This window comes from Delftia sp. Cs1-4, assembly GCF_000214395.1.
Taxonomy (GTDB): domain Bacteria; phylum Pseudomonadota; class Gammaproteobacteria; order Burkholderiales; family Burkholderiaceae_C; genus Comamonas; species Comamonas acidovorans.
This window is the reverse complement of record NC_015563.1, coordinates 3,635,418-3,657,132: the sequence shown is the minus strand read 5'-3', so window position 1 is coordinate 3,657,132 and position 21,715 is coordinate 3,635,418. Positions and strand designations below refer to the sequence as shown.

Genomic DNA, 21,715 nt, shown 5'->3' with positions numbered 1-21,715 from the left:
TTTGATTCCATCCATAAAATTGATGGATGGAATGGACACTCGACAGGCTGAAGCATTTTGTGGCGGTGGCCGAAGCCGGCACCATGACCGAGGCCGCCCGTCGCCTGGGCCGTGCGCAGTCGGCCGTGAGCACGGCCATCGGCCTGCTGGAAGCCGACCTGGGGCTGGAGCTCTTCGACCGCGTGGGGCGCCGCGTGCAGCTGACGGCGGCGGGGGAGGTGATGCTGCTGGAGGCCCGGTCCCTGCTGCACCAGGCCCAGGCCATGGACCGCCGCGCCCGCGCATTGGCCGCAGGCGGGCAGGCACGCCTGGCCGTTGCGCTGGACGAGGCATTGCCCTATGTGCCGCTGGCCCAGCTGTTCAAGGAGCTGGCGGCGCGCTTTCCGGCCATGGAGCTGACCGTCCTGAACGGCACGGCCTCCGAAGTGGCCGAGCATGTGGCGGCGCAGCGTGCCCAGGTCGCCTTCCAGTTTGACCGAGCGCCTGCGCCGGCCACCTGTGCCCAGCGCCATATCGGCAGCGTGCCGCAGACCATTTGCGTGGCCAAGGGCCATGTGCTCGATGGCACGGCGGCCCTCACGCGCAGGCAACTGGCCGCGCACCGCCAGTTGCTGATGCACATCGAGGGCGTGGAGGACACCGTGCTCAGTCCCGCCGTCTGGCGCTCCAACAGCTTCTATGTGATTGCCGACATGGTGGCCGACGGCCTGGGCTGGGCCATCCTGCCGGTCAATATTGCCGAGTTCGGCGATCTGCGCCCGCATCTGCGGCAACGCGCCTGCGAGGGGCTGGCGCTGCCGCCGCTGACCGTGCGCATGCTGTGGCTGGAAGGGCTGGCGCCAGGGGCCGAAGCGCTGTGGATGCGCCAGCGCCTGGCCGAGCTGCTGGCCTTGATGGCCACGGCCTGAGCGGTCTGGGCTGGCGCGGGCGTTGCGGCCGTGTTCAGGTGCAGGCGGCGGCTGCGTCTTCGGCAGGCGGGATCTCTTTCGCTCGTGCCTGGCGTGCGGCCAGCACGCCCAGGGCCCACATGGCGACACCGGCCAGCAGCGCCACCACGAAGGAAATGCGCGCGCCCCACAGGTCGGTGGCCCAGCCTGCGGCGGCCGCGCCCAGGGCCACGCCCATGGCAATGCCGGTCAGCAGCCAGGTCATGCCTTCGGTCAGGCGCTGGTGCGGCACCTGCTGCTCCACCAGGCCCATGGCCACGGTGATGGTCGGCCCGAAGGTAATGCCGGCCAGCAACACGGCCAGGGTCAGTGTGAACACATTGGTGGCCAGCAGCAGGGGCACGGCCGTGATGCAGACCGAGGCGCCCACCCAGGCGATCTGGCGGTGCAGCGGCGCCTGCAGGCGCAGCGTGCCGAACACCAGTCCCATCACGCAGGACCCCAGCGCATAGAACGAGAGGACGATGCTGGCTGCCGCCGGCTGGCCCTGCTGCGTGGCAAAGGCCACGCTGGCCACGTCGATGGTGCCCACGATGATGCCCTGGGCCAGCATGAACAGCGCCAGCGTGCGCACCACGGGATGGCGGGCCAGCGACTGCTGGCGCGTGCGCTGCTGCGATGTGTCCACGGGCGGCTCTGTGCGGCGCTGGGCCACGAACAGCGCCACGCCCACCAGCAGCAGCAAGGAGGCGGCCAGCGGCCCCGCCTCGGGGAACAGCACCATGCTCAGGCCTACCGACAGCGGCGGGCCGACGATGAAGCAGACATCGTCCAGCACGGCCTCCAGCGCATAGGCCGTCTGCAGCTGGGGCGTGCCGCGCAGCAGCACGGTCCAGCGTGCGCGCACCATGGCCGGCATGCTGGGCAGGGCGCCCACCAGCGCTGCCAGCACCAGCAGCAGCCAATCCGGCCCCTGCCAATGCGCGCAGGCCAGCAGCGCGAACATGGCGGCAGCACTCACGGCCGCTGCCCAGGGCAGGACCTTGCGCTGGCCATGGCGGTCCACCAGGGCCGAGATGCGGGGCGCCAGCACCGCAATGGACAGCGCAAAGCAGGCCGCGACCGCGCCGGCCAGCGTGTAGGCGCCGCGCTGCTGGGACAGCATGGTGATCAGGCCGATGCCTGTCATCGACAGGGGCAGGCGGGCCAGGAGACCGGCCAGCACAAAGGCGGCCGTGCCGGGCCGGGTGAACAGCTGGCGGTAGGCGTGGAACATGGAAACCTCGGAAAACGGACAGGCCGCTGCAATCACATACGCGGCGTATGTCAGCGATTCTACGGGTTGCCAGTGACGCGCCGTATCATTGGCATACGTTTTGTATGTGAATGGAGTGCGCCATGCGCAAAAGCCGGGCCAGCATGATCGAGGAGACACGCGCCAAGCTCATCGAGGCTGCGCGCGAGGCCTTTGGCAGCCAGGGCTATTCCCAGGCCTCCATGGACGAATTGACGGCCAATGCCGGCCTGACGCGCGGCGCGCTGTACCACCATTTCGGTGGCAAGCCGGGCTTGCTGGCCGCCGTGGTGGCGCAGATGGATGCCGAGATGGACGCACGCCTGGAGCAGGTGCTGGCCGACCATGCCGACCCCTGGGAGGGGTTCCTGGCCTACTGCCGCGCCTACCTGGCCATGGCGCAGGAGGGCGAGATACGCCGCATCGTGCTGCAGGATGCGCGCGCCGTGCTCACGGGCACGGACCAGGGCGAGCAGCACCGCGCCTGCATCGCCTTCGTGGCCGGCTACCTGGAGCAGCTCATGGAGCGCGGCGTGATCGTGCGCGCCAGCCCGCTGGCCATGTCGCGCCTGCTCAATGGCTGCCTGGTGGAATCCGCGTTCTGGATCGCCGAGGAAGGGGCGCCCCCCGAACGCCTGCAGCAGGCGCTGCAGGCGCTGGAGTTGACGCTCAAGGGGTGGAAGGCGCCTGCGAGGGGCTGAGCGGCTGAGCGGCGCTGTGCCAGCCCGCCCTCGCTCGTGCTTCACTCGTGCTTCACTCGTACTTCTTTTCCAGCGCGTCCCAGAACGGCTTGTTGACCAGGCGCTGGCGCTCGGCAAAGGGGGCGACCACAGCGGGGTTCTCGTCCACCCTGCGCTCGTTGCGCAGTTGGCCCAGCGCCTTTTGCATGCCGGCCACGGCGCCTTGCAGCGCGGCATTGGCATACAGCACCAGGCCATAGCCCAGGTCTGCCAGCTCGCCCGCGTCGGTGATGGGCGTCTTGCCTCCGATCACCATGTTCATCAGCTGCGGCGTGGACAGGCGCTGGGGCAGGGCGCGGATCTCATCGGCCTGGGTCACGGCTTCCACGAACAGAATGTCGGCTCCCGCCTCGGCAAAGCGCTGGGCGCGCTCGACGGCGGCCTCGAAGCCCTGGGTGGCGCAGGCATCGGTGCGCGCCATGATCAGCGTGCCCTGGTCGCGGCGCGCGTCCACGGCGGCCTTGATCTTGCCCAGCATTTCCTCGGTGGAAATCACTTCCTTGCCATTGAAATGGCCGCAGCGCTTGGGGCTGATCTGGTCCTCGATCTGGATGCAGTCGGCGCCCGCGCGCTCCAGCGTGCGCACGGCGTGGTAGGTGTTGAGCGCGTTGCCGAAGCCGGTGTCGGCATCGACGATCAGCGGCAGATCCACGGCGTCGCGGATGCGGGCCGTGTGGTCGGCGATGTCGGTCAGGCCCATGAAGGCCTGGTCGGGCAGGCCGAACCACATATTGGTCACGCCGGCACCGGTCACATAGATGGCCTCGAAGCCGAGATCGGCCACGACGCGTGCGGACAGCGCGTTGAATGCGCCGGGCACGAGCACGCCGCGGCGCGCTTCGGCCAGGGCCTTGAGTTGTTGCTTGGTGTTCATGGATGGTTCTGTCAAATGGGAAAAAGCGATGCGCGGGCTGGCGCTCAGTCCAGCGTGATGTTGGCGTTCTTGATCACCGGGCCCCACTTGGCGCGCTCGGCCTCGATGAACTTGCCGTAGGCCTGGGGCGTGCCGCCCATGACCATGCCGCCCGTGTTCTCGATCATGGCGCGCACCTCGGCGTCCTTGAGTGCCTCGTTCACGGCCTTGTTCAGGCGCTCGATCACGGCCGGCGGCGTGCTGGCCGGTGCAATCATGCCCAGCCAGTTGTATGACTCGAAGCCCTTGATGCCCGCCTCATCCAGCGTGGGCACGCTGGGCAGCACCTTCAGTCGCTGCTTGCTGGACACGGCCAGCGCCTTGACCTTGTCGCCCTGGATGGCGGGCAAGGCCGCATAGCCCATCTCGAACATGAAGGCCAGGTGCCCGCCCATCAGGTCGGTGGCTGCCAGCGCGCCGCCCTTGTAAGGCACATGGACCATGTCCGTGCGCGTCTGGAAGGCCAGCAGCTCGCCCGACAGGTGGTGGGCACCGCCAACGCCCGACGATCCATAGGTCAGCGTGCCCGGCTTGGCCTTGGCTGCAGCCACCAGCTCGGCCACGGTCTTGAACGGCTGGTTGGGCGCCGTGGTCAGGATCAGCGGCGCCTCTTCGATCAGGATGATGGGCTGCAGGTCGCGTGCGGCGTTGTAGGGCAGCTTTTTCATCAGCATGGGATTGGTTACCAGCGGGCCTGGCGAGCCGAAGCCGAAGGTATGGCCGTCCGTGGCCTTGGCGATGGCATCCGTGCCCGTCACGCCGCCCGCGCCGCCGCGGTTGTCGATCACGATGGGCTGGCCCAGGCTCTGGCCTATCTTGTCGGCGATCTTTCGGGCCCGCGTATCGGCAAAGCCGCCGGCCGCATAGGGCACGATGAGCTTGATGGGGCGCGAGGGCCAGGCATCTGCGCCCTGGGCCACGGCGGTGGCGGGAGCGGCGAGCAGGGCCGCAGCGGCGGCGGTGGCGCTCAGGGCCAGTCCCAAGCTCAGGCGGAGGGTATTGCGGCGGGTATTCATGGTGTCTTGTCTCGGTTGGGATCCGTGGTTGTGGCGGGAGCGGCTCACTTTTCCTGCATGTTCGCGGCCTTGACGATCTCGCCCAGGCGCTTGCGCTCGGCATCGGTGAATTTCACGAACTCGGCGCGCGTGCCGCCGATGGGCTCGATGCCGAGGCCCTTGAGCTTCTCCACGGTGGCCGGCTCCTTCATGGCCTGGTCCACGGCGACGGCCAGCTTGTCCAGGATGGCCGGCGGCGTGCCCTTGGGCGCATGGATGCCGGCCCAGTGCGCGATCTGCAGCTCGGCAAAGCCCTGCTCCACGGCGGTGGACAGTTGCGGATAGGCGGAGATGCGCTGCGTCCAGGTCGTGGCCAGGGCCTTGAACTTGCCCTCATTGAGGATGTGGGGCAGGGCGATGATGCTGGCCTCCGACGTGCCCTCCACCTGGCCGCCCAGCACGGCCGTCGTGCTTTCCGATCCGCTCTTGTAGGGCACGGGCTGCAGCTGTGCGCCGTACTTCACGTTCAGCATCTCGGCCACGAAATGCGGCGTGCTGCCCGTGCCGGCCGTGGCGAAATTGAAGCCCTGGCCCTTCTTCGATGCCTCGACGAAATCTCGCAGGTTCTGGTAGGGCGCGTTCTTGGGAACCACGATCACCGAAGGCGCCAGTCCGATCATGGCCACGGGCACCAGCGCATCGTCCTTGAACGGCATGGTCTTCTTGATCATGCTGTTGGAGATCACGCCGGCCGCGCTCACCAGCAGGGTGTAGCCATCTGGCTGGGCCTTGGCCACGATGTCGGCGCCCACGGTGCCGCCTGCGCCGGGCCGGTTGTCGATGACCACCGGCTGGCCCAGGATTTTGGACGCACCTTCGGCGGCCGAGCGGGCCATCAGGTCGTTGGCGCCGCCTGCGGAGAACGGCACCACCAGGCGGATGGGGCGGGTGGGCCAGGCATCGGCGGCAGGCGCGGCAAACGACACGCCGGCCAGCGGCAGCACGGTGGCAAGCAGGGCGGCCAGGGTAGTGCGGCGGGGCAGGCGGGATGGCTGGTGCATGGGGAGTCTCCTGGAAATACTTGAAATGATTGAAACGCCGGCCTTGTTTGCAAGCTGCATGCCATGGCAATAAAGGGTAAACCCTTGTTATTGCAAGCCATTGATCTGAATGCATTTTTCAGTTCACAAGAGGATGGAGCGGAACCTGCTGCTGGATTCATGCAGCGCGATGTTGCATGAATGAAATAATCGGTTGCATGAATGAATCAGTCGTGGCCCCTGTCCCTGGAACCCCGTCCGGCCCCCGCGCGGCATGGCCCCGTGTCGTCACCATAGGCCGCCACCGCATCGGCCGCGTGCTGGAGCGCATGTCCCTGGCGGTGGGCGACCAGGTGCGTGTGGAGCATGTCAGCGCGGCCTTTGACGACGCTGTGCAGGCCGTGCGCGCGCTGCAGGCGGTCGAGCCCATAGACGCCCTGGTGGCCGCCGGCGCCAGTGGTGCCTGGGTGCGCGAGCATGTCGACATTCCCGTGGTCATGATCGAGGTGCGCGGCTTCGATCTGCTGCAGGCGCTGGCCAGCGCGCGGGAATTGGCGCAGGCGGGCGGCACGCCGCGCATCGGGCTGGTGTCGTTTGACCATCCCTCGCCGCACCTGGCCCAGTTCGACGCGCTGTTCGGCGCCGGCATTGCCCAGTTCAGCTACCACGGGCCCGAGGATGCCCAGGCCTGCGTGCGTGCGCTGCAGGCCGCAGGCGTGGGTGCCGTGGTCGCGCCAGGGCTGGTTGCCGATCTGGCCGAGCAGGCCGGCATTCCTAGCGTGCTGCTGTACTCCGACGGCGCCGTGCTGCAGGCCCTGCGCGACGCGGTGCTGCTGGCCCGCCACCGCCATGCCGAGCGCGCCCGCCACCAGCGGCTGGAAACCGTGCTTGGCCAGTTGCAGGACGGCGTGGTCGCCGTGGATACGCAAGGCTGCATCCAGGCACTGAACCCCACCATGGCGGCCCTGCTGGGAGCGCCCGCCAGGGCGCTGCATGGCCGGCTGCTGGACGAGGTGGCGCCCGCGCTGGCGCTGGCACAGGCGCTGCAGTCGCAATCCCTGGAGCCCGAAGGCAGTGAAGACGTGGTCCAACTGGCCATGCGCACCCTGGTGGTACGGCGCGCACCCATCGTGGAAAACGGCCAGCTCACGGGCGCCTTGCTGGTCTGCCGCGACCCCGCCACCATCCAGCGCGCCGACCGCCACCTGCGCGCCAACCGCAGCCTGCGCGGCGCGGGCGTGCGCTGGCGCATCGAAGACTACGCGGGCGACAGCGAACCCGCCCAGCGCGTGCGCCGCCTGGCGCGCCAGTTCGCTGCCAGCGATGCCACCGTGCTCATCCAGGGCGACAGCGGCACGGGCAAGGAGCTGCTGGCCCAGGGCATGCACCGCGCGAGCCGGCGCGCCGCCCAGCCCTTTCTGGCCGTCAACTGCGCGGCCCTGGGGGAAAGCCTGCTGGAGAGCGAACTCTTCGGCTACGACGAAGGCGCTTTCACCGGCGCGCGGCGCGGCGGCAAGACCGGGCTGATCGAGGCGGCCCATACGGGCACCTTGTTCCTGGACGAGATAGGGGACATGCCGCTGGCCCTGCAGTCCCGCCTGCTGCGCGTGCTGCAGGAGCGCGAAGTGCTGCGCGTGGGCTCCACCACGTCCGTGCCCGTGGACCTGCGCGTCATCGCCGCCACGCATGCCGATCTGGCGACCCTGGTCGAGCGCGGTGAATTCAGGCGCGACCTGTTCTACCGCCTGGCCGTGCTGCGCCTGGCCATGCCCGGACTGCACGAACGCGGACAGGGCGATGTCCAGGCCCTGGCCCGCACCATGCTTGCGCGACGTTTGCGCACGCAGTCACTGCAGGCCGAGTCCTCTTCACTGGAGCCCTTGCTGGAAGCCCTGCTGGATTTGGCCGCCGCGCACCGCTGGCCCGGCAATGCGCGAGAGCTGGACAACTGGGTGGAGCGCCTGCTGGCCTGCCGCCACGACCTGCGTGACGGCGCGGGCCGCGTGGACATGGGCCGGCTGCGGGAGCTGTTTCCTGAATGCGACGGGGCTGGGCAGGGTACCGTTCAGGCCCTGCCAGCACAGCAGCGGCAACTGCAATTGCGCGAGGCCCGGCGCGATGCCGAGCGCCAGCGCATGCGCGAGGTGCTGGAGCAGGTGCAGGGCGACCAGCGCCGCGCCTGCGAGATCCTGGGCATCAGCCGGGCCACGCTGTGGCGCAGGTTGCGTAGCCAAAACGACTGACGCGAGCTGTCACCACTCTTTCCAGAGGCCAGGGTCAAGTTTCAAATCGGATGGATCGCAACGGTAGACGTCAATATTGGCAGCACTGCCTTTGCATATGCCAGCGACCGACCGAAGGGAAGGTCGCAGTTCGGGATAGCTGGGATGCCTGAAATAAAAACGTGCAGTGAGCGCGCCGAACTCATCCACCTTCAGTTCTCTCATGTTGTACAGGTAGGCTTGCGACGTGGCCCCAAAAAAACATTGGGCAGTTCCTTCGGAGCTGAAGGAATCACCCGTCGGTTGCAAATTCCCACTGTACTCGCAGGCAATGCTTCCAGCATTTGATCTCTCGACGGCGATCAATGAGTTCGCATCAACCTTGAAAGTTATTTCGCCAGATGACGACATTCGTGCATAGTCCTGCGCGCTCGAATGGAAGAACGTGAAGTTGAGCCGGTTCCTGAGATCCTCGAACTGGAAGCGCTGAAGGCGCTGCGGAGCCTCGCCGGGCAGGGTGATCGTCGCCGTGGTGGAGGAATCGAAGACGATCCTGACCGGGCCAGCCTCCTGTGCAAACTCTCCATCGCGGGGCTGGCCACCCAGTGCGCGGCCATTGCGGTATTCCGTGAGCACGCCGTCAAACTGCTTGCCGTCCTTGAGCGTGCCTGCGGCCTGCAGGAACAGGGACGATCCGTCCGCGCGATAACCGAAATAGGTCAGGATCAGCGTGGAGCCACCCTGCCTGTCGATCTGAATGCCGCGCCCGGGCTTGCCATTGAGTTCCGCGCCAATGCTCCACATGCCCGAATCCGGAAGAATGGCCAGCGCGGGTGTGGAAATGAAGGCGGCAAGGGCCGCGGCCATGAGGCCATTCAGTCGCTTTGACATGCTTGCTCCGTTGTGAGGGGTGAATCGAATGGAAGCCGACTTTAACCGCGATTCACTTGGGCATATTGAGCGACCCGTCACACCGGAGGCATTTGACCTTTTTCAGGTTGAATGCGATTTTCGTATGAGGGTCGGCAGATGTGCCATGCCCAGTGCCAGCACGCAGGCAGGAGCGCACGACCTGCGTGATGCAGCCGTTCCTGCTTCGCGGTGCCGCTCGCCTTCCAGGGCTCCGCTTCACTGGTCAAAATGTCCAGTACCGACCGCTGCGGGCTGTCTATCATCGCCCCCAACAAGCATGAAGCATTGGGAGTGAAATAGAGTGAGTTCCTTGAATCCTTTGGAGAATTTCGACACCAGTCACTGGAAAACCGACGACAAGTCTTGGATGAAGGAGCGCGAGAAGCAGTGGCCGGAGATCGAGCAAATGCTCTATGCGCTGGAAATGACCAAGAAGGGCCGGGGGATCGTCAAGAGGTACTTCCTCAAAGGCTCCCTTCCCCATTGGAAAAAGCTCCACGACTGGGACCGTGATTCCACGGTGCGCCATTTGAATCTGCTGCTGTTCCTGTACCTGCACCCTTGCCAGGACGAGACGGTGCTGCGCTCATTGCGGGACCAGTTCATGGAGCATCCTCAGGCGCTGCCGGGAGATCGCCTCGGAGGTTTCACTTTGCTCTTCAGCATCGGGCAGGGCCATGCAACTTCCGGGGGCACGCGCCTGGTCAGCACGTCAGAGTTGGAAAAAGAGTTGCCCCTCGCTGTGTCTCAGCTTCCTGACGCCCCTGCGCCCTATGCACATTGCAAAATTGTGGACATACATACGAACGGGCACAACGAACGGCTGTTCAACCTGATGCTTCCAGACCTGTCTCAAGACACTGTGCAGTTGCCAGTGACCCGAGACACTTACGTCAGCAGAGCACCCAGATACTTTCCATGGGACCACGAAGAGCTCCCGTTGAGAGCCTTCCGTTTTGCACTGTATGACCTATGGACCATGGGCCAATGGCTGGCATTTCCTGCCCCATCCAGCAAGGGCTACAACGACATGATCTTTCAGTACGAGAGGCCCCTGGATCTCTGGTACCAGGATGTTGCCAAGTCAGCGGCCCCCGAGGGGAAGTGGCTGGAGCCTGTGCTGATTGGTCTGTACCGGATCTTCCAGTTCGACCTTGACAACGAGCCCGACGAAAGTCCGCGCACGCGCTTTGTGCGGCGGATGCGGGCATTGTTGACAGAGAGACAATTCTCGGAGTCCTTCCAAGCCTTGGTCAAACTGGCCAAAAACGATGGCATTGCCGTGCGAAACCCCTGGAGCGACGAGCCAAAACTGAGATCTCGCAGCTTGCCCCACTGACATTCAACAGGCGACCAAGATCGCGCGGCACAACCTAAGCGGCCAGCATCGCCCAGCGCTCATGGTCTCGCCAGCGGGTTCCAACCTTCATGAACGCCGGCGAGAAGCCCTCCAGCTTGAAGCCGCATGACTTGGCCAGTGCAATGGCTGCCTTGTTCTCAGGCTGGATGTTGGCTTCCAGCCGATGCAGCTTCAGTGTTCTGAAAGCCTGCTTCACGACATGCGCGAGGCCTTCCTTCATCAGGCCCTTTCCCTCAAAGCCCGAGAACGCATAGAAATCGATCAGGCCACAGCGGAACGGGTCCATCACGATGTTCGTGATCTGCACGATTCCGGCAAAACCGTCGCTGTGCCACTCCCAGATCACAAAGGCGGCCCCAGCCGGCTCCTGCACGCGTGCCAGGTAGCTCTGAAATTCCTGCGGCGTGCTGGGGGGCGACACCCATGGCGCGTGCAGTTTGCGGCTTTGGCTGGCACCTTTGATGAACTCCGTTTCCAGATCCGCTGTCAGCTCCGAAACATAGATGCTCGTGTCCATGACCGTCCCTCAGATGTGAAGCCGAAAGTGTATCGACGCAGGTGCGTGCGCCGCCGGTCAACGCCTCGCGGCCACCCCCCAGGTTTGTCAAGCGCTTGCCGCTGTGGTGCTAGCCACGCTGGACCTGCAGCCCATCAACCCCGCCCAGCCGCTCGGCCAGGAAATCCATCAGCACGCGCAGCTTGAGCGGCAGGTGGCGCGTGGGCGGGTGAAGAATCCACAGCTGGCCGCTGTAGTTGGGTAGGAAGCTCCAGTCCGGCAGCACCTGCACGATGCGCCCGTCCGCCAGGGCCTCGCGTGCCGTGAAGCGGGGCAGGCTGGCGATGCCGATGTGCTGCAGCACGGCGTCCAGCCGCACACCGGTGTGGTTGGCGGCATAGCGCCCGCGCACGGCCACGGTGACGGTCTTGCCATGGCCGCGCAGCTTCCAGTGCGCGTCGCCGGGCTCCTCGCCCAGGTAGATGCAGCTGTGGGCCTTGAGCTCCAGCGGATGCACGGGCGTGCCGTGCCGGGCCAGGTACTGGGGTGAGGCGCACAGCAGATGGTCGATGTCCATCAGGTGGCGGCCCATGAGGCCCGGCGGCGGGTGGTTGGTGACGCGTATGGCCAGGTCCACCGGGTCGTCGATCAGGTCCATGTAGCGGTCTTCCAGCCGCATCTGCACATCGACCTCCGGATACAGGGCCAGGAAGTCGGGCATGTGGGGATGGACCACGGTACGGCCCACGGCCTTGGGCACGCTGATGCGCACCAGGCCGCGCGGCTGCGCGTCCTGCAGCAGGGACGCGGCCATGACGGCCTGGGCGGCGCCCACCATGTCCAGGCAGCGCGCATGCACCTCGCGGCCGGCCTCGCTCAGGCGCAGCTTGCGCGTGGTGCGTTCCAGCAGGCGCAGGCCCAGAGCCCTTTCCAGCCGCGCCACGCCCCGGCTGGTGGCCGATGGCGTGCTGCCCAGCTGGCGTGCGGCCTCGGAGAAGCTGCCCGTGTCCACGACCTTGACGAAGATGGCCATTTCTCCGAACAGGGGCAGGGCTTGATTTGTGCTCATGGCGCAAAGAATATTTGAAAAGCCAAGGGATTATCGCGGCTGAACGCCAGTCCTACACTGCCACCCCATGCCTTTGCACACCTTCACTCCCCTTATCCCGTCCCATGCCCTGAGCCACGCCGGTGGGCCTGAAATCTGGCTCAAGCTGGATGCGCTGCAACCCTGCGGATCATTCAAGCTGCGCGGCATAGGCCATGCCTGCGAGACCCTGGCGCGCCAGGGCAAGAAGCGCTTTGTGGCTTCGTCGGGCGGCAATGCCGGCATTGCCGTGGCCTATGCCGGGCGGCAGCTGTCCATACCCGTCACCGTGGTCGTGCCTCAAACCACGACCGAGCATGCGCGGGCACTGATCCGTGCCCAGGGCGCCGAGCTGATCGTGCATGGCGCCGTCTGGGACGAGGCCAATGCCCTGGCCCAGTCCCTGTTGGGCGCCGAAGATGCCTTTGTCCATCCGTTTGACGACCCGCTGCTGTGGGCGGGGCATTCCACCCTGGTCGATGAGCTGGCTGCTGCCGACTTCAAGCCCGACGCCGTGGTGCTGGCCGTGGGCGGCGGCGGCCTGCTGGCCGGCGTGGTGCAGGGCCTGGAGCGCCACGGCTGGACCGATGTGCCCGTGATTGCCGCGGAGACGGCCGGCGCCGACTCCCTGGCGCAGTCGCTGGCCCAGGGCCGCCGCGTGCTGCTGGACCGCATCACCAGCGTGGCCACCTCGCTGGGCGCGCGCCAGGTCTGCCAGCGGGCCTTCGATCTGGCGCAGGTGCACCCCGTGCGCAGCGCCGTGGTGACGGATGCGCAGGCGCTGGACGCCTGCCTGCGCTTCATTGATGACCATCGCCTGCATGTGGAGCCCGCCTGCGGTGCCGCGCTGGCCCTGGCCTACGCAGGCGCACCTGCGCTGCAGGGCTTCAAGCGCTTGCTGGTGGTGGCCTGCGGCGGCACGACGAACACGCTGGAGCAACTGCAGACGTGGCACGCAGCGGCGCTGGTCGGCCAGGCGTGAGCACGGCCCAGGCCTGAAGCCGGACCCTGCGCATTCACGCGGCGTTCAACACTTCGCCAGGCACCCTGATCCAGCCTTCCATCAGGATGCGCGCGCTGCGGCTCATCAAGGCCTTGGTCACCTGCCACTGGCCATTCACCAACCGGGCCTCGGCGCCCACGCGCAGCGTGCCGGAGGGATGGCCGAAGCGAACAGCGCCGCGTTCGCCGCCGCCCGCCGCCAGATTCACCAGCGTGCCCGGCACCGCTGCCGCCGTGCCGATGGCCACCGCCGCAGTGCCCATCATGGCGTGGTGCAGCTTGCCCATGGACAGGGCGCGCACCAGCAGGTCCACATCGCCTGCCTCGATGCGTTTGCCGCTGGAGGCCGTGTAGGGCGCCGGCGATGCCACAAAGGCGATTTTGGGCGTGTGCTGGCGCCTGGCGGCTTCGGACAGTTCCTGGATCAGGCCCATCTGCAGGGCGCCGTGGGCGCGTATGGCCTCGAAGCGCGCCAGCGCCTCGGCATCGCCGTTGATGGCGTCCTGCAGCTCGCAGCCCGTGTAGCCCAGGTCCTTTGCGTTCAGGAAGATGGTCGGAATGCCCGCATTGATCAGCGTGGCTGCAAAGCTGCCCACGCCAGGCACATCCAGGCGATCCACGAGGTGGCCCGTGGGGAACATGGCGCCTCCGTCCTCTCCCTCATCGGCAGGGTCCAGGAACTCCAACGCCACCTCGGCCGCAGGAAAGGTCACGCCATCGAGCTCGAAGTCGCCCGTCTCCTGCACCTGGCCGTCCGTGATGGGCACATGGGCCACGATGGTCTTGCCGATATTGGCCTGCCAGATGCGGAGGGTGGCCGTGCCGTTGCGTGGAATGCGCGCAGGGGCTATCAATCCCATGTGGATGGCGCAGGGCCCCACGGCGGCCGAGAGATTGCCGCAGTTGCCGCTCCAGTCCACGAAGGGCCGGTCGATGGAGACCTGGCCGAACAGGTAGTCCACGTCATGGCCTTCGCGCGTGCTGGCCGAGAGGATCACGGCCTTGCTGGTGCTCGACGATGCATTGCCCATGCCGTCGATCTGCTTGCCGTAAGGGTCGGGGCTGCCCAGGGCGCGCAGCAGGATGGCGTCGCGCACGGCGCCCGGCTGTTGCGCAGCCTCCGGAAGGTCTTGCAGGCGAAAGAACACGCCTTTGCTGGTGCCGCCGCGCAGGTAGGTGGCGGGAATGCGGATCTGGGGTGTGGTGTTCATCAAGCGTCCTGTGTCTGTGCAAGAAAGTCCTGGGCAAAGCGCTGCAGCACCCCGCCGGCCTCGTAGACCGATACCTCCTCGGCCGTGTCCAGCCGGCAGGTCACGGCCACGCGCTGCGTTTGGCCGCTTCTTCGTTCAATCACCAGAGTGAGTTGGGTGCCGGGCGTGCGCTCGCCTTCCACGCCGTAGATCTCCGTGCCGTCCAGCCCCAGGGTCTTGCGGTCGGTGCCCGGCAGGAACTGCAGCGGCAGCACGCCCATGCCGATGAGGTTGGTGCGGTGGATGCGCTCGAAGCCTTCGGCCACCACCGCCTCGACCCCGGCCAGGCGCACTCCCTTGGCGGCCCAGTCGCGTGAGCTGCCCTGGCCGTAGTCGGCACCCGCGATGATGATCAGCGGCTGGCGGCGGTTCAGGTAGGTTTCCATGGCCTCCCACATGCGCACCACGCGGCCTTCGGGCTCGATGCGCGCCAGCGATCCCTTGTGCTGCACGCCGTCGATGACGGCCATTTCGTTGACCAGCTGCGGATTGGCGAAGGTGGCCCGCATGGCGGTGAGGTGGTCGCCGCGGTGGGTGGCGTAGGAGTTGAAGTCTTCCTCGGGCAGGCCCATGCGCGCCAGGTATTCGCCCGCCGCGCTGTCGGCCAGGATGGCGTTGGAGGGCGACAGGTGGTCGGTGGTGATGTTGTCGGGCAGCAGGGCCAGCGGCCGCATGTTGCGCAGCGTGCGCGGGAAGGCCGCCAGCGCGCCCACGCCTTCGGTGTCCCAGTACGGCGGGCGGCGGATGTAGGTGGACTGGGGGCGCCAGTCGTATTGAGGCCGTGCCCGGTCTCCATCGTCCTTGCGGATGGCGAACATGGGTTCGTAGACAGCGCGGAATTGCGCAGGTTTGACCGATTGCTCGACGATGGCGTCGATCTCCTCGTCGGCGGGCCACAGGTCCTTGAGGCGGATCTCGCGGCCGTCCACCACGCCCAGCACATCCTGCTCGATGTCAAAGCGCACCGTGCCCGCCAGCGCATAGGCCACGACCAGCGGCGGCGAGGCCAGGAAGGCTTGTTTGGCCTGGGGATGGATGCGCCCGTCGAAGTTGCGGTTGCCTGAGAGCACGGCCGTGGCGTAGAGGTCGCGCTCGACGATTTCCTGCTGGATCCTGGGGTCCAGCGCGCCGCTCATGCCGTTGCAGGTGGTGCAGGCAAAGGCGACGATGCCAAAGCCCAGCTGCTCCAGCTCGCTGAGCAGCCCGGCCTCCTTCAGATACAGCTCCACGGCCTTGGAGCCCGGCGCCAGCGAGGTCTTGACCCAGGGCTTGCGCACCAATCCAAGACGATTGGCATTGCGCGCCAGCAAGGCGGCGGCGATGACGTTGCGCGGGTTGCTGGTGTTGGTGCAGCTGGTGATGGCGGCGATGATGACGGCCCCATCGGGCATCAGGCCCTGGCTCTCCTGGGCGCGGGCGGCCTGCAGTTTTGCGGCATCGGCAATGCCGCGCTCGGCCAGGGCCGAGGTGGGCAGGCGCCGGTGCGGATTCGAGGGACCGGCCATGTTGCGCACCACGGTGGACAGGTCGAACTGCAGCACGCGCTCGTACTGCGCATCGGCCAGGCTGTCGCTCCAGAAACCTGCGGTGCGCGCATAGGCTTCGACCAGGCGCACCTGGGCCTCGTCGCGGCCGGTCAGGCGCAGGTAGGCCAGGGTCTGGTCGTCAATGGAGAACATGGCCGCCGTGGCGCCGTATTCGGGGCACATGTTGGAGATGGTGGCGCGGTCGCCGATGCTCAGGCTGTCGGCGCCCTCGCCAAAGAATTCCACATAGGCGCCGACGACTTTTTGCTGGCGCAGGAATTCGGTCAGGGCCAGCACGATGTCGGTGGCGGTGATGCCCGCCTGGCGCCGGCCCGTGAGGCGCACGCCCACGATCTCGGGCATGCGCATCCAGCAGGCGCGGCCCAGCATGACGTTCTCGGCCTCAAGGCCCCCCACGCCCGCGGCGATCACGCCCAGGGCGTCCACATGGGGCGTGTGCGAGTCGGTGCCCACGCAGGTATCAGGGAAGGCCAGGCCATCCTGCACGGTGATCACGGGGGACATTTTTTCCAGATTGATCTGGTGCATGATCCCGTTCCCCGCAGGGATCACATCCACGTTGGCGAAGGCCTTCTTCGTCCACTCGATGAAGTGGAAGCGGTCCTCGTTGCGGCGGTCCTCGATGGCGCGGTTCTTCGCAAAGGCATCGGGATCGAAGCCGCCGCACTCCACGGCCAGCGAGTGGTCCACGATGAGCTGCACGGGCACGACGGGGTTGACCTGGGCCGGGTCGCCGCCTTCGGCCGCGATGGCGTCGCGCAGACCGGCCAGGTCCACCAGGGCGGTCTGGCCCAGGATGTCGTGGCAGACCACACGCACGGGGTACCAGGGAAAGTCGATGTCGCGCCGGCGTTCGATGAGCTGCAGCAGGTAGCTGTCCAGCTGCGCGGGATCGGCGCGGCGCACGAGGTTCTCGGCGTGGACGCGGGCGGTGTAGGGCAGGCGTGCCCAGGCACCGGGCGAGAGGGCATCGACGGCGGCGCGGGCGTCGATGTAGTGCAGCGTGGTGCCGGGCAGGGGTTTCTTGTAGCGGGACGTCATGGGGGCGGATGGATTCTCGGGCCTGCGTGAGCCAATTGCTGTGCGCCGATTACTGTGCGCGGATTTCGTTGTCTTTCACCACCTTGGCGTAGCGGGGAATCTCGGACTGGATCAGGGCGCCGAACTGGGCCGGTGTGCCGCCTGCCGGGGACACGCCCGTGGGCTCCAGCTGGGCCAGCAGTGCCGGCGCCTTGAGGCCGGTGTCCAACGCCGCATTGATGCGCGACAGCACGGCGGGCGGCAGGCCCTTGGGTGCGAGCAGGCCGTGCCAGGCCACCACGTCATAGTCCGGCAGGCCGCTTTCGGCCACCGACGGAATCTCGGGATAGGCGGGCAGGCGCTGGGCCGTGGTCACGGCCAGGGCGTGCAGCTTGCCGCTCTTGACGTGCTGCATCAGCGCCTCGGTGCCGGCCACCAGCATGTCCACATTGCCCGACAGCAGATCGGTCACGGCCGGGCCCGTGCCGCGATAGGGCACATGCGTGGCCTTGACCTTGGCCATGCCGAACAGGTACTCGGTGACGATGTGAAGATGGCTGCCATTGCCGGCCGAGGCAAAGGTCAGCTTGCCCGGGTTCTCACGCGCATAGGTCAGCAGTTCCTGCAGGTTTCTGGCGGGCACGCGGGGGCTCACGCAGACCACGTAGGCGCCTTTGGACAGCTGGATCACGGGCGTCATGTCGGCCACGGGGTCGAAGCGCAGCTTGTACAGCGAAGGGTTGACCGTATAGCTGCCCGCCACCAGCAGCAGCGTGTAGCCATCGGCCGCCGAGCGCAGCGCGTACTCGGTGCCCAGCGTGCCACCGGCGCCCGGCCGGTTCTCCACCACCACGGGCTGGCCCAGCCTGTCGTTGAGCACGTTGGAGGCCACGCGCGCAATGAAGTCCGAACCGCCGCCGGGCGCGAAGGGGCAGACGATCTTCAGCGACTTGCTGGGAAAGGCCTCCTGGGCCAGGCCCTGGTGCGGCAGCGCAAGGCCGGCCAGCGGGGCGGGCAGGGCGGCGCAAAAGCGGCGGCGGTTGATGCTCATGGGTTGGTGTCTCCTGCAGAGTTATGGTTGGCAGTGCACCAGGCTTGTTGCAAGCGGCATGCCATCCGACTCAAGGGGAAACCCGTGCAAGCCCCGCAGTCTGCTGCCAGAGGCTGAAGGGCTGCAGCGCCACCTGCTGCCGCGCCATTCGTTTCATTGATGTTTCAAAACTGCCGCCTCTGATTTCATGGATGAGGGCTTGTGCAATGCCTCGCCCTCCACCCCTTGTGCCCGGCAAGGCCTGGCAGGCCCGGCAGGCCCGGCAGGCCCGGCACAGGGGGCCGGGTGCAAGCACCTTGCTGCCTGCAGTCTAGGGTTTGCCCGTGGAGGTCTTCAGCAAGAGCGCATTCCGACGATAGAGCAAAGGCGTTTGTAGGATTTGTCTTACATATGATTTGCCTGCCGGGTGCCGAAATCCATTTATCCTCGCTCTCTGCTCCACATGGCCTGCCCGGCCTTTTCGGGTGGCTGGCCATGGGGCTGGCAACGAGTGGTTCCGTGCTCCTGGACCGATTCCCCCGTGACTGCCTATTCAGCCTTAGCCGCTCCATGTCAGCTTTTGCCCAGCGCACGCTTGTAGCCATCCGGACCGCCTGGCCAGCCGCCACCGTCATGGCGGTGGGCATGTGCCTGAGCGCCGCGCTCGCCCTGCAGCAGCAGCGGGCGCTGGAGCGCATCGACCTGCAGCGCCATACGCAACAGGCCCAGTCTGCCCGCCAGGCGCTGGAGATGCGCCTGGATGCCTATGCCGTCATGGTCCAGCATGTGGCCAACCAGCTGGCCGCCTCTCCCGAGATGGGGCAGCAGGCCTTCGCGCGCATTGCGCAGGCGCTGCGCATACAGATACAGCCCGGCATGCAGGCGCTGACCTTTACGCGGGCCGCAACGGAGCGCGATCCGGCCAGCCAGGATCCGTCGGCCTCGTTCAGGCCCGATCCCCACTATTTCTTCATCGACTATCTCTGGCCGGTGGAAGGCAATGAATCCATCGCCGGCCTGGACATGCACGACCGCCCCAGTCTCATGGCCAGCATGCTGCGCAGCCGGGACAGCGCGGCCGCCGTGGTCTCGGCGCCGTTTGCCATGAAGCAGCCCGGCGAGCATGCCACCGCCGTGCTGGTGCGCGCGCCCGTCTTTGCGCTGGCGGACCACCAGTCCCCGGATGGCACGGCAGCGCATCCGCAGTTCCTGGGAACGGCCGATGTCAGCATTCGTGTGCACGACCTGGTGCAGGACCTGCATGAGCGCGGTTTCCTGGGCCGGCTAGCGCTGGCCATGCATGACGCAGGCCCGGTCTCGCCCCTGCCGCCGGCCGGCGTATCGCCGCTGCCGCTGTATCTGGGTGCTGCCTGGCCCGAGCGCGGGCAGGAAGCGGTAGGCCTGGGCGATACCGGCCAGGTGGTGCTGGAGCAGACGCTGCAGGCCCAGGACCGGCTGTGGCGGCTGAACTTCATTCCCGTGGGCACGGCCCTGTCCTGGACCGAGCGTGCCCAGCCCCTGGTGCTGTTTGCGCTGGGCATGCTGGTGTCAGTCCTGCTGGCCTCGCTGGCGGCAGCCTGGTGGCGGCGCCATCCGTCCAGCTGGGCGCAGCTGCGTGCCTCTTCCCGCAGCATGCGCGAGAGCGATGCCCGCTTTCAGGCACTGTTCGAGCAGGCCGCCGTGGGCGTGGTGCAGATCGACGCGGCCAACGGCAATGTCCTGCATGTGAACCGCAGGTATTGCGACATCACCGGCCACGAGGCACAGCAGCTGTGCCAGCGCCCCCTGCTGGCCCTGGTGGCCGCCGAAACGGTGGAGGGCGACAGGCTGCTGCTGCAGGAACTGGCTGCGGGCCAGCGCCGTGCCCTGCAGATCGAGCGGCAGCTGCGGCGCAGCGACGGCAGCCTGGTCTGGGTGGAACTGCACATCTCCGCGCTGGGCCACGGCCCATCGCTGCGGCTGATGGCCCTGGTGCAGGACATCAGCGCACGCCGCCACTTGCAGCAAATGCAGCGCGACGGTTCGCGCCACCTGCGCATGGTCATCCAGCGCCTGCCCCTGGGCCTGGCCATGCTGCAGGAGGATGGCCGCTTCGCCTACTGGAACGAGGAATTCATGCGCCTGGCAGGCCATGGCGCCACGGCCGGCATGGATGGCGACGGCTGGTGGCGCAACATGTGCCCGGATGAAGCGCGCCGCCAGCGCATGCAGCGCCGCTTCGAGGCTGCGCAGGCGCGGGCGCGCGTTGCCCAAAGCCCCCATGGCAGCGAGTCCGACAGCTGCGGCACCCTCAATTCCGAGGAGTACCAGCTCATAGGCAGCGACGGCTGCGCGCGCTCCGTATCCATCGGCGGCATGCTGCTGGACGAAGGCTGCCTGCTGATCCTGCAGGACCAGAGCCAGCGCAAGACCGCCGAAGAGGAAATTCGCCGCCTGGCCTTCTACGATGCGCTCACCGGCCTGCCCAACCGCCGCCTGCTGGTGGACCGGCTGCAGCAGGCGCTGGCCTCCAGCCGCCGTCGCGGGCGCTGTGGCGCCGTCATGCTGCTGGACGTGGACAACTTCAAGGCCTTCAACGACAGCCTGGGGCTGGAACTGGGCGACGTGCTGCTGCGCATGATTGCCGAGCGACTGGCCCAGTCCCTGGGCCGCGAGGCCACGCTGGCCCGCCACAGCGGCGATGACTTCGTCGTGCTGCTGGAGGACCTGGGCAAGGACTCCATGCACGCCGCCTCCAAGCTCGAAGGCGAGGTCCAGCGCATGCGTTCGCTGCTGCTGCAACCGCTGCAACTGAGTGGCCAGTCCTGCCACATCACGCTGAGCATAGGCGCCAGCCTGTTCGGCGAGCAGGAACTCAGTGCCGACGAGGTCCTGCGCCGTGCCGAGATGGCCATGTACCAGGCCAAGGGCATGGGGCGCAACACGCTGCAGTTCTTCGATCCGCAACTGCAGGCCGTGCTCAGATCGCGCACGGCCATGGAGCAGGAAATGCGCGAGGGCCTGGTGCGCTCGCAATTCGTCCTGTACTACCAGCCGCAGGTGGCGAACGGGCGCATCGTCGGCGCCGAGGGCCTGCTGCGCTGGAACCACCCGCGCGAAGGGCTGGTGCCGCCGTCGCTCTTCGTCTCGCTGGCCGAGGAAACGGGCCTGATCCAGCAACTGGGCGAATGGGTGCTGGGCGAGGCCTGCCGGCAACTGGCGCAATGGGCGGCGGAGCCGGACATGGCCTGCCTGATGCTGGCCGTCAACGTCAGCCCGCGCCAGTTCCACCAGGCGCGCTTCGTGGAGCAGGTGCTGCAGGCGCTCAAGGAGCACGGTGCCAATCCGCGCCTGCTCAAGCTGGAGCTGACCGAAAGCCTGCTGCTGGCCGACGTGGACGACACGGCGGCCAAGATGGCCACGCTCAAGGCACACGGCGTGGGGTTCTCGCTGGACGACTTCGGCACCGGCTACTCCTCCCTGGCCTATCTCAAGCGCCTGCCGCTGGACCAGCTCAAGATCGACCGCAGCTTCGTGCGCGACGTGCTCAGCGACCCCAACGATGCGGCCATTGCGCGCACCATCGTCGCCCTGGGCACCAGCCTGGGCCTGCAGGTCATCGCCGAGGGTGTGGAGACCGAGGCGCAGCGCCAATTCCTCGAAGATCAGCACTGCCACGCCTGGCAGGGCTACCTGCTCAGCCCGCCCGTGCCCGTGCGCAGCTTCGAGGCACTGGTGCGCCAGGCCATCGTGTCGCGCCCTCCGGCCCTGAGCCCGGCGAACCTGCCGCAGCAGGCGCAGGACCGGCCCCAGGTGGTGGAGTGCACGGATGGCAGCGGGGTGCCGGACGCCCCCTCAAACCATTCTTGACATTCGACACGGCCCCGCGCGGGCCGCTTTCCATTCTTGAGCAGGGGTGGCGCGCGGTATCATTCCGAGCT

At 67.1% G+C, this 21,715-nt stretch carries 16 protein-coding genes; 6 read left to right on the top strand and 10 right to left on the bottom strand.

Annotated features, from left to right (window positions below; all coding sequences use genetic code 11):
- Positions 1-26: 26 nt before the first annotated feature.
- Positions 27-908, top strand: coding sequence for a LysR family transcriptional regulator (locus DELCS14_RS15975; protein ID WP_013802581.1), 882 nt, complete (start codon positions 27-29; stop codon positions 906-908).
- Between the two features lie 34 nt (positions 909-942).
- On the opposite strand, the gene DELCS14_RS15970 is transcribed toward DELCS14_RS15975, so the two are convergent.
- Positions 943-2,163: an MFS transporter gene (locus DELCS14_RS15970; protein ID WP_013802580.1), complete on the bottom strand. Its 1,221-nt coding sequence runs from the start codon at positions 2,161-2,163 to the stop codon at positions 943-945.
- 122 nt (positions 2,164-2,285) lie between these two features.
- Between DELCS14_RS15970 and DELCS14_RS15965 the strand changes: the two genes are divergently transcribed.
- A complete protein-coding gene (locus tag DELCS14_RS15965) occupies positions 2,286-2,882 on the top strand; it encodes a TetR/AcrR family transcriptional regulator (protein ID WP_013802579.1) in 597 nt (198 codons plus the stop codon).
- A gap of 52 nt (positions 2,883-2,934) precedes the next feature.
- Here the strand turns inward: DELCS14_RS15965 and DELCS14_RS15960 are convergent, their stop codons facing one another.
- The 3 genes from DELCS14_RS15960 to DELCS14_RS15950 are packed head-to-tail and all read right to left on the bottom strand — an operon-like array spanning position 2,935 to position 5,890.
- Positions 2,935-3,795, bottom strand: coding sequence for an isocitrate lyase/PEP mutase family protein (locus DELCS14_RS15960; RefSeq protein WP_013802578.1), 861 nt, complete (start codon positions 3,793-3,795; stop codon positions 2,935-2,937).
- Between the two features lie 44 nt (positions 3,796-3,839).
- Positions 3,840-4,850, bottom strand: a complete 1,011-nt coding sequence (locus DELCS14_RS15955) for a tripartite tricarboxylate transporter substrate binding protein (protein ID WP_012205414.1) — start codon at positions 4,848-4,850, stop codon at positions 3,840-3,842.
- 44 nt (positions 4,851-4,894) lie between these two features.
- Positions 4,895-5,890 carry a tripartite tricarboxylate transporter substrate binding protein gene (locus tag DELCS14_RS15950; RefSeq protein WP_013802577.1) on the bottom strand — a complete coding sequence of 332 codons (996 nt, stop codon included), beginning with the start codon at positions 5,888-5,890 and terminating at the stop codon, positions 4,895-4,897.
- A gap of 197 nt (positions 5,891-6,087) precedes the next feature.
- Between DELCS14_RS15950 and prpR the strand changes: the two genes are divergently transcribed.
- Entirely contained in the window at positions 6,088-8,112 is a 2,025-nt protein-coding gene (gene prpR, locus DELCS14_RS15945; protein ID WP_013802576.1) for a propionate catabolism operon regulatory protein PrpR, read from the top strand.
- Between the two features lie 9 nt (positions 8,113-8,121).
- Here prpR and DELCS14_RS15940 read toward each other — a convergent pair whose 3' ends face one another.
- Positions 8,122-8,982: a hypothetical protein gene (locus DELCS14_RS15940; RefSeq protein ID WP_013802575.1), complete on the bottom strand. Its 861-nt coding sequence runs from the start codon at positions 8,980-8,982 to the stop codon at positions 8,122-8,124.
- A 331-nt stretch (positions 8,983-9,313) separates the two neighbouring features.
- Between DELCS14_RS15940 and DELCS14_RS15935 the strand changes: the two genes are divergently transcribed.
- Positions 9,314-10,342 carry a hypothetical protein gene (locus DELCS14_RS15935; protein ID WP_157158279.1) on the top strand — a complete coding sequence of 343 codons (1,029 nt, stop codon included), beginning with the start codon at positions 9,314-9,316 and terminating at the stop codon, positions 10,340-10,342.
- Between the two features lie 34 nt (positions 10,343-10,376).
- Here DELCS14_RS15935 and DELCS14_RS15930 read toward each other — a convergent pair whose 3' ends face one another.
- Both DELCS14_RS15930 and DELCS14_RS15925 read right to left on the bottom strand, forming a co-directional pair.
- Positions 10,377-10,880, bottom strand: coding sequence for a GNAT family protein (locus DELCS14_RS15930; protein WP_013802573.1), 504 nt, complete (start codon positions 10,878-10,880; stop codon positions 10,377-10,379).
- Between the two features lie 109 nt (positions 10,881-10,989).
- Positions 10,990-11,928, bottom strand: a complete 939-nt coding sequence (locus DELCS14_RS15925; RefSeq protein ID WP_013802572.1) for a LysR family transcriptional regulator — start codon at positions 11,926-11,928, stop codon at positions 10,990-10,992.
- Between the two features lie 67 nt (positions 11,929-11,995).
- Between DELCS14_RS15925 and DELCS14_RS15920 the strand changes: the two genes are divergently transcribed.
- Positions 11,996-12,928, top strand: coding sequence for a pyridoxal-phosphate dependent enzyme (locus tag DELCS14_RS15920; protein WP_013802571.1), 933 nt, complete (start codon positions 11,996-11,998; stop codon positions 12,926-12,928).
- Positions 12,929-12,962: 34 nt separating this feature from the next.
- Here the strand turns inward: DELCS14_RS15920 and prpF are convergent, their stop codons facing one another.
- The 3 genes from prpF to DELCS14_RS15905 are packed head-to-tail and all read right to left on the bottom strand — an operon-like array spanning position 12,963 to position 17,816.
- The gene (prpF, locus tag DELCS14_RS15915) at positions 12,963-14,159 is read right to left on the bottom strand and encodes a 2-methylaconitate cis-trans isomerase PrpF (protein ID WP_013802570.1); all 1,197 of its coding nucleotides are present in this window, start codon (positions 14,157-14,159) and stop codon (positions 12,963-12,965) included.
- Positions 14,159-16,786: a Fe/S-dependent 2-methylisocitrate dehydratase AcnD gene (gene acnD / locus DELCS14_RS15910; protein WP_013802569.1), complete on the bottom strand. Its 2,628-nt coding sequence runs from the start codon at positions 16,784-16,786 to the stop codon at positions 14,159-14,161. Before acnD ends, prpF begins: the two co-directional genes overlap by 1 nt.
- 49 nt (positions 16,787-16,835) lie before the next feature.
- Positions 16,836-17,816, bottom strand: a complete 981-nt coding sequence (locus tag DELCS14_RS15905; RefSeq protein ID WP_013802568.1) for a tripartite tricarboxylate transporter substrate binding protein — start codon at positions 17,814-17,816, stop codon at positions 16,836-16,838.
- Positions 17,817-18,365: 549 nt separating this feature from the next.
- On the opposite strand from DELCS14_RS15905, the gene DELCS14_RS15900 reads away from it, so the two are divergent.
- Entirely contained in the window at positions 18,366-21,644 is a 3,279-nt protein-coding gene (locus DELCS14_RS15900) for an EAL domain-containing protein (RefSeq protein WP_013802567.1), read from the top strand.
- Positions 21,645-21,715 lie beyond the last annotated feature (71 nt).

Coding starts and splice junctions, on each gene's coding strand:
- DELCS14_RS15975 (WP_013802581.1), top strand. CDS start 27: ATGGAATGGACACTCGACAGGCTGAAGCATTTTGTGGCGGTGGCCGAA.
- DELCS14_RS15970 (WP_013802580.1), bottom strand. CDS start 2,163: ATGTTCCACGCCTACCGCCAGCTGTTCACCCGGCCCGGCACGGCCGCC.
- DELCS14_RS15965 (WP_013802579.1), top strand. CDS start 2,286: ATGCGCAAAAGCCGGGCCAGCATGATCGAGGAGACACGCGCCAAGCTC.
- DELCS14_RS15960 (WP_013802578.1), bottom strand. CDS start 3,795: ATGAACACCAAGCAACAACTCAAGGCCCTGGCCGAAGCGCGCCGCGGC.
- DELCS14_RS15955 (WP_012205414.1), bottom strand. CDS start 4,850: ATGAATACCCGCCGCAATACCCTCCGCCTGAGCTTGGGACTGGCCCTG.
- DELCS14_RS15950 (WP_013802577.1), bottom strand. CDS start 5,890: ATGCACCAGCCATCCCGCCTGCCCCGCCGCACTACCCTGGCCGCCCTG.
- prpR (WP_013802576.1), top strand. CDS start 6,088: ATGAATGAATCAGTCGTGGCCCCTGTCCCTGGAACCCCGTCCGGCCCC.
- DELCS14_RS15940 (WP_013802575.1), bottom strand. CDS start 8,982: ATGTCAAAGCGACTGAATGGCCTCATGGCCGCGGCCCTTGCCGCCTTC.
- DELCS14_RS15930 (WP_013802573.1), bottom strand. CDS start 10,880: ATGGACACGAGCATCTATGTTTCGGAGCTGACAGCGGATCTGGAAACG.
- DELCS14_RS15925 (WP_013802572.1), bottom strand. CDS start 11,928: ATGAGCACAAATCAAGCCCTGCCCCTGTTCGGAGAAATGGCCATCTTC.
- DELCS14_RS15920 (WP_013802571.1), top strand. CDS start 11,996: ATGCCTTTGCACACCTTCACTCCCCTTATCCCGTCCCATGCCCTGAGC.
- prpF (WP_013802570.1), bottom strand. CDS start 14,159: ATGAACACCACACCCCAGATCCGCATTCCCGCCACCTACCTGCGCGGC.
- acnD (WP_013802569.1), bottom strand. CDS start 16,786: ATGACGTCCCGCTACAAGAAACCCCTGCCCGGCACCACGCTGCACTAC.
- DELCS14_RS15905 (WP_013802568.1), bottom strand. CDS start 17,816: ATGAGCATCAACCGCCGCCGCTTTTGCGCCGCCCTGCCCGCCCCGCTG.
- DELCS14_RS15900 (WP_013802567.1), top strand. CDS start 18,366: ATGTCAGCTTTTGCCCAGCGCACGCTTGTAGCCATCCGGACCGCCTGG.